Source organism: Allochromatium palmeri (assembly GCF_009720725.1).
Taxonomy (GTDB): Bacteria; Pseudomonadota; Gammaproteobacteria; order Chromatiales; family Chromatiaceae; genus Thermochromatium; species Thermochromatium palmeri.
This window is the reverse complement of the sequence record NZ_WNKT01000016.1, coordinates 68,670-75,267: the sequence shown is the minus strand read 5'-3', so window position 1 is coordinate 75,267 and position 6,598 is coordinate 68,670. Positions and strand designations below refer to the sequence as shown.

Sequence of the window (6,598 nt, the reverse complement as noted above, 5' to 3'; positions counted from 1 at the left end):
GTGATATGACGACCTACATGTGGCCGAAATGGGCCGCACGGGCCATTGAATGGAGCGCGAAACACTCATGACGTAGCCACTGAAAACAAAATGTTTGTGAAAAAGGGCACTTTCAGTGTTAACGAATAGTAAACGGTATTTGATCAGCGTTTCCTATACTGAATTTCCAAAATGCGCCATAAAAATCAATCGATTACGCGCGCAACAGGTGCTGTTGGCAATGACTGATAGTTGGTGCGTAGCGTAAGCTAAAGCTTTGAATTTATTGATTTCAAGGTATATTAGCAATCATTGATGCGATCGCCCTGCTTGGATGCCCATCGACACGGTGCATTTGTTATGGATTTAAGCGTGGTGGAAGAACAAATCTAAATACGCTATTCTATAGCTGCTTAAATCCAGCTAACATAATTTACTTAGCATAGAAATGGCTAATACACTTCCAAAGCGACTTCGCAAAGAACCATTATTAGACGCGCTGTTTGAGTGCCGCTTTAATGCACATTCCCCTGTGTCAAACATACTGCCTGGAATTTTGTTTTCGGAATTTGAAGGAGAAAAACAGCTAGAGCGACTTCCTCATTCCGACCTCCCTGAAGTGATACGGAATAGCGATCCTAGTCTCCAATATGTTCCGCTTGTCCGGATTAGCTTGCAGAATTATAGCTTTTTGGTCGGTGATCGTAGTGTGGCTGTTGCCTGCAATTTGCCATACAAAGGATGGAGCGATTTCAAGCCAAAAATCATTAAATTAATTGGGATTTTAAAGAAAAGCGGATTAGTTGACAAGGCCATGCGTTATTCGATTAAATATGTCAACCTTATTCCATCTAATGACCCTGTCGATCAAGTCAACTTGGCCAATTTATCTCTGAGAATTGGAAGCCATAATTTAACTAAGGAGTCATACCAAGTTCGGATGGAAGTTCCCGTTGAGGGGCTTATTAATATCATCCAGGTTATTTCTGGAACGAAAGTCATTATTCCTGGCAAACCCGAGCAAGAAGGCGTTGTAATTGATATAGACACCATAAAGGACATTGGCGGCATTTCCGTTGAACAGCTTGAGCAGGATTTGGATAGTGCGCTTGAGCACATCCACCGCATAAGCAAAGAAACATTTTTCGATTGCCTTACTGAACAGACCCTCATGCGACTGGAGCCAGAATATGAATAAATACCATACTAACCAAACATCGCGGACATTCGGAACTGTAGTGATGGCTGGAATTTTGGCGAGCACTTTCTTGCCACAGGATGACAAGCATGAGCCATCTTCAAGCGCACCGCATTTTCCCGGAGGCAATAATTATGCCTTTGTATCTCGTGGGACATCCTTAACGCACGAACCCAGCAAGAATGTTTTGACTGGATATTACCCACCATCTTTAGAAACATCATTTGAGACTGTTGTCACTAGCTTTTTTGAAGAATTATCTTCAAATCAAGAGCCCCTAGGCCATGATTTTGAGCGGGTTTTATTTGAAAACCTCTGGGATTTGTATCAGAGCTAAGTTTTTTATGGGTATCACGGTAGAAAACATCAAAGAGCATATTCCATATTATCTGACTCAGGAAGCCAAGGAAGGGCTTATCAAAGCACTCAAGGATTTTCCTGAGAAGATTAATTATTATACAACGAAATGCCCGGATGAATTGCTACAAGGAGACGGTTGGAACAGCCTTGATATAATCAATGTAGACACTGCGGAGCAAAAATCTATAAAAGGGATCATCCTGAGTAACAGTTGCGATATTAGCCTAGAAAATACCAGGGACGTTCCGGCTCTTATCGTATTCGCACCAATTATTCCGCTTTCCCTTTATGAAGGTTTTCTTGCTCAAAGCGGAATTGATCCAAACAAAGTCGCATCTAAAGTTGGCTCAATTAAGAAACAACAAGTCACTTCTTTGTTCTATCTCCCTAAGGGCGGATGCTTAGAATCGGATCATATTGCTCTTCTGGATGATTTGCATTCGTTACCTGCGCAGCGTTTTTGCAAAAAAACTGATAGGGAAAAACAATTTACTCTTAGCCAAGCTGGGTTTTACTTATTTCTGTTTAAGTTATCAATACATTTTTGCAGATTTCATGAAAACGTATTTCGGGATTATGAGCAGCAATCAACCTAATCGGGTAAGGGTGGGTGTCAAGTCCCCTGAGATTGTAGACACGTTTTTTGAAGAGTTCGGGGGCGTTTGTCGCGCCAGTCTTTGAGCGTTTGTACCAGTACGTCGTTGGCCCCAGCTCCACCGGACGGTGCAAGGTTCGTCCATCCAGAAGCCAACGAAGACTTGCTCACTTTGCGATTCCCAAGAACACGGACAGGCAACGCTCAACCTCCACCATCACATTGGCATCAATGCGCCCAAAGGCCGCACCGATCTTGTCGCGCTTCACCGTTACAGCCTTGTCCAACATCACCTGCGATGGCTTTTGCAAACCATTTTCCGTGCTGGGCTCAATGGTGATGCGCAACAGCGGTGCGGCAACGAGCGCGCTGGTCAGCGGCAACACAGTCACAGTCGCGTGCTCATTCAACTGATCGGCCTGGATCACAAGAGCAGGTCGAGGCTTGCCGAAGTCGCCTTGCATGGCGACGGTCACTAAGTCGCCGCGCATCAATCAGTCCAACCATCCAGGTCGGACAAGACGTCATCCAGGAACGGCGGCATGTCCGTGTCGGCCATGTCCGCTTGAGAGACAAGGCGAGACTGGCGGCGGCATTCTTCGGCAAAGTCCGGTCGTCGCGTATCGGGCACCCAAATCTGCACCAAACGAAGCCCGGACTTGCGCAGCGCATCACGGTGCTTTTGAACTCTTGCATTAACATGAGTGGTGGCCATACGAATCCCTCCATTTGTTACATGAAACGAAACATACCACAAAAATTGTTTCATGTAACACTGCGCAATTCGAGCGAGCGTTTATCTGCGCGCCGCCGGAGGCAAACACCGCTGGCTCCGCTAACGGCTGATCGTCTTGCGTAGACCGCCATAGAGCCGATGCGCCCAGCGCGCAAACTCGCCCCCGGACCAGAGCGCCTCGAAGCTGTCGTAACAGCGACCGACATAGGCGTTGTATGTGTGATCCAGGTCGAAGGCTTGAAGGGCCGCGTTCCAGGCCTTGAGTTCCTCGGGCACCGTGCCATCCTCCAGGGTCTCGGGGCCGTCCTTGTCGAGCCAGGCCATGCCGGCGTTGAGCGCAACCGGCAGCGGTCGCTGCATCCCCTCCCACCAGACGACGAGCAGCGATTCGAGCCGCTCGCGGGCCTCATCGACGGGCACAGGTTCCAGACGCGCATCGCCTGAAGGCGTCAGCAGGCGTGTCGTGACCGGCTCGCCATCGAGCTGAGCCGCCAGATGCCGCACCCAGGCGCGCAGTGTATTGCGCCACTGATAATGCTTGTCCTTGGTCAGCCCGCTGGTTTGCAGAATGATCTGACCACGCCCATCGTCGCCCTCGCGCAGATCGCTCAACACATCTTCCAGCACCAGCCGACCGGCCGGTACATTGACCTCCACCATGACCGGAATCGGACGATCGAGCCTCCGGGGCCATTCGCTCAGAGCCGCGTCCCAAGCGGTATGGAGCACCGGCAGATAGGCGATGACCGTTTGCCCCAGACGCTCGCCCAGACTCCCATCCGGCAGCCGTCCCTGAGCCTGGAAGCGCGCAATACCCGCCTGCAAACGCTGCTCCAACGCCGGCCTGTCCAGCCCCGGCTCGAAGGTCCGGCTGATCAGTTCGTCCTTGATCTGCCAGTCCCCGAGACCGTCGAGCGCGAAGGTCTCCACATCGGGCGGTGCGACGACCTCGCCCGGCGCCTTGATCCGCAAGCGCTGATCGAACAACGCCATGATCGGATCGCGCAGAAAGCCCTGGAGTTGATCGAGATCGACCGGCGTCTCGGGCAACCAGGGCGCGAGCCGCTCGGCGCTGACCTCCGTCGCTCCGGCGCCATCGTGCACCGCCCGCCACTCACGCGCATAGGTGAAGAGCGTCTTCGCCCGCCCCGGTTCGAAATAGCCGCGCCCGAACGGCTGGAGCGGATGCACGCTGGTCAGCGCGGCGAGCAGCCCGGCGCCGTCGCCATCGGGCCGACGCCAGCCGGCCGCCAGATGATCGCGCAACTGCCCGACCAGCACCGAGGGCGGACGCTCGCTGTTGTCGCGGATGCCGCGCCCGACCCAGCCGACGACCAGCTTCTCGCGCGCCGACAGCAGTGCCTCCAGGAACAGATAGCGGTCATCCTCGCGCCGCGAGCGATCCCCCGGTCGATAGTCCCCGGCCATCAGATCGAAGTCCGCCGGCACGCGCCGGCGCGGATAGTCGCCATCGTTCATGCCCAACAGCCAGATCTGACGGAAGGGAATGGCGCGCATCGGCATGAGGGTCGCGAAGTTGACCGCACCCGCCAGAAAGCGCTGGGTCAGACTCGGCTGATCGAGCCGCGCCAGGAACGCTTCGCGGAAGATGTCGAGCGCAATGGGCTCTGCGCCCAGACCGCCCTGGACACAGTCGTCCGCCCAGGCATCGAGTTCGAGCAGGATGCGCGCGAGTGTGACCCCATCGGACTCGCTCGATTCGGCGAAGAAGTCGTCCAGCAGTTCACCGACCAGCGCGACCCAGCCGGCCGGCGGGCGCGGTTCGGTCAGACGCTGCCAGTAGTCCTCCAGCCGTTCGAGCAGACACGCCAGCGGACCCAGCCGTGCCGCTTCCAGCCCGCCGATCTCGTCGTGCGGTTCGATGTCGCGCCACGGCCCGGCCCCGCCGCTGGCAAATCCCAGCAGCAACCGGCGCAGTCCAAAGTGCCAGGTGTTCTGCTCCAGCCCCTCCGGCAGTCCGAGACTGGCGCGCTGCGCCGCATCCAGTCCCCAGCGCACATTGGCCCCGGCGATCCACGACCGCAGTTGCGGCAGATCGGACTCATCAAGGTCGAGCCGCGTCCGCAACGCCGGGATGTCGAGCAGATCGAGCAGTTCGCTGACGGCGAAACGCGCGCGCGGCAGATTCAGCAGATGTTCCAGTCCGATGACCAGCGGATTGCGGTGCCGCTGGCCCTGATCCGTGACCTGGAATGGGATGTAGCGCCGGTCGTCCGGGTCGAAGCGCCCGAAAACGGCCTGGATGTGCGGAGCATGGACGGCGATGTCGGGCACCATCACCAGCACCTCGCGCGGCTGGAGCGGATGCGTGCTGTGCGCCGAGCGCTCGAACTCGTCGAGCAGACGATCGTGCAGGATCTCGATTTCGCGCTGCGGACTGTGGGCGACGATGAACTCCAGACTGCGGTCGCGCTCGGGATTGATGGCGGTCTTTTTGTCCTGGCGTTCCTTGAGCGGACGCAGCTCCAGAATGTCGTCCTGCAACTGGTGCAGCAGGCAGTCGGTGCCGGGTGAGGCGAATAGATCGATGCCTTCGACCCCCGGCACCAGCCCCTGGAAATGCGCTTCGTAGCGCCGCCGCTCGTCGTGCTCATCGAGCAGACGGATGTAATCGCGCCCCTGCTTGCCCCAGGCTGCCAGCAGCGGATGGCCATGCAGATGAAAGTCGCGTTCGTCGAGATCCTCCGGCACCTTGCGCGCCGCATGGCGCCGATAGGGACGGCGGAACAGATCGCGGCCTTCGATGAGGTCGCCCCAATAATGCCGGCTCGGATTGAGCACGAACAGAATCACCTGCGAAACCGGCGCGATGGCCTCCAGCACCTCCAGCATCTGGCGCGGCAGCGAGGAGATGCCGAACACGATGACCCGACGCGGCAGCTCGGCCGCTTGCAACGCCGCGACCGGCATCCGGGTCTGATCCGCACCAGCGCCACGCACACGCTCCAGAAAAATCTGATGGACCTTGGCACGACTGGCATGACGCAGCGCCGGATCGTCCGGACCGAACTCGGCATTGACATCGGCCTGAAGCGCGCGCCACAGCACCGGCTGCCAGGCCTGGCCCTCGGGGACCGGCTGCTGTTTGCCGTTCGAGCGGATCAGAATGTCACGGTTCTCGCTCCAGGCTTCCAGCCAATTGGCGCGATAGACCTGATACTGATCGAGCAGATCCGCCAGCCGTTCGGCAAGCTGATAGCGTCGACGCGGGGCGGCGTCCGCACCATCGACGGCGAGAAAGCCGCGCAGTGGGGCCAGTGCCTCGAACTGGGTGTCACTCGCCTGAAGCGGCACCTCGCCGGTGAGCCGTTCAAGCAGGCGATACAGCCGCCAGGTCAGGGGCGCCTTGTCGAAGGGCGAGGTTTCGGGCAGATCGCCGAGCACGGCGCGATAGAGGCGCCAGATGAAGCGTGCCGGCAGCATCACGTCCAGCGCGGCGGCGATGCCCTGACCGCCGGTGATGGCGTCGTGCTCATTGCGTGCCGGCGTGGCGGCCAGGGCCAGCTTCAGCCATTGCGCGATGCCGTTGCTCTGCACCAGGATCGTCTCGTTTTCCAGTGGCGCGAGCGGGTGACGCTGCATCCAGGCGACCAGGAGCGCGCGCAGCTCTTCGAGCCGGTTGCCCTGGATCAGCATGAAACCAGTCGGCCAGTCGGTCGGTGGATGAGGGTCTTCGAGGTGCATGGGGTCGATCTCTCCAGTCAGTCCG

Annotated in this window: 6 protein-coding genes; 3 read left to right on the top strand and 3 right to left on the bottom strand. The window is 57.1% G+C overall.

Annotated elements, in window-relative coordinates; all coding sequences use genetic code 11:
- The first annotated feature begins 427 nt into the window (after positions 1-427).
- The 3 genes from GJ668_RS09400 to GJ668_RS09390 are packed head-to-tail and all read left to right on the top strand — an operon-like array spanning position 428 to position 2,133.
- Complete coding sequence (locus tag GJ668_RS09400; protein ID WP_155449897.1) at positions 428-1,177, top strand: TIGR04255 family protein; 750 nt, start codon at positions 428-430, stop codon at positions 1,175-1,177.
- On the top strand, positions 1,170-1,514 hold the full coding sequence (locus tag GJ668_RS09395) for a hypothetical protein (protein WP_155449896.1): 345 nt from the start codon (positions 1,170-1,172) through the stop codon (positions 1,512-1,514). The genes GJ668_RS09400 and GJ668_RS09395 overlap by 8 nt, the downstream gene beginning before the upstream one ends.
- A 7-nt stretch (positions 1,515-1,521) precedes the next feature.
- Positions 1,522-2,133, top strand: a complete 612-nt coding sequence (locus GJ668_RS09390) for a hypothetical protein (protein ID WP_155449895.1) — start codon at positions 1,522-1,524, stop codon at positions 2,131-2,133.
- Between the two features lie 166 nt (positions 2,134-2,299).
- On the opposite strand, the gene GJ668_RS09385 is transcribed toward GJ668_RS09390, so the two are convergent.
- From GJ668_RS09385 to recC, 3 genes are all read right to left on the bottom strand, one after another.
- Positions 2,300-2,623: a type II toxin-antitoxin system PemK/MazF family toxin gene (locus GJ668_RS09385; protein ID WP_155449894.1), complete on the bottom strand. Its 324-nt coding sequence runs from the start codon at positions 2,621-2,623 to the stop codon at positions 2,300-2,302.
- Positions 2,623-2,847 (bottom strand): antitoxin MazE family protein, encoded by a 225-nt coding sequence (locus tag GJ668_RS09380; RefSeq protein ID WP_155449905.1) that lies wholly within the window; start codon positions 2,845-2,847, stop codon positions 2,623-2,625. Before GJ668_RS09380 ends, GJ668_RS09385 begins: the two co-directional genes overlap by 1 nt.
- 120 nt (positions 2,848-2,967) lie before the next feature.
- Entirely contained in the window at positions 2,968-6,573 is a 3,606-nt protein-coding gene (gene recC / locus GJ668_RS09375; RefSeq protein ID WP_155449893.1) for an exodeoxyribonuclease V subunit gamma, read from the bottom strand.
- Positions 6,574-6,598 lie beyond the last annotated feature (25 nt).

Coding starts and splice junctions, on each gene's coding strand:
- GJ668_RS09400 (WP_155449897.1), top strand. CDS start 428: ATGGCTAATACACTTCCAAAGCGACTTCGCAAAGAACCATTATTAGAC.
- GJ668_RS09395 (WP_155449896.1), top strand. CDS start 1,170: ATGAATAAATACCATACTAACCAAACATCGCGGACATTCGGAACTGTA.
- GJ668_RS09390 (WP_155449895.1), top strand. CDS start 1,522: ATGGGTATCACGGTAGAAAACATCAAAGAGCATATTCCATATTATCTG.
- GJ668_RS09385 (WP_155449894.1), bottom strand. CDS start 2,623: ATGCGCGGCGACTTAGTGACCGTCGCCATGCAAGGCGACTTCGGCAAG.
- GJ668_RS09380 (WP_155449905.1), bottom strand. CDS start 2,847: ATGGCCACCACTCATGTTAATGCAAGAGTTCAAAAGCACCGTGATGCG.
- recC (WP_155449893.1), bottom strand. CDS start 6,573: ATGCACCTCGAAGACCCTCATCCACCGACCGACTGGCCGACTGGTTTC.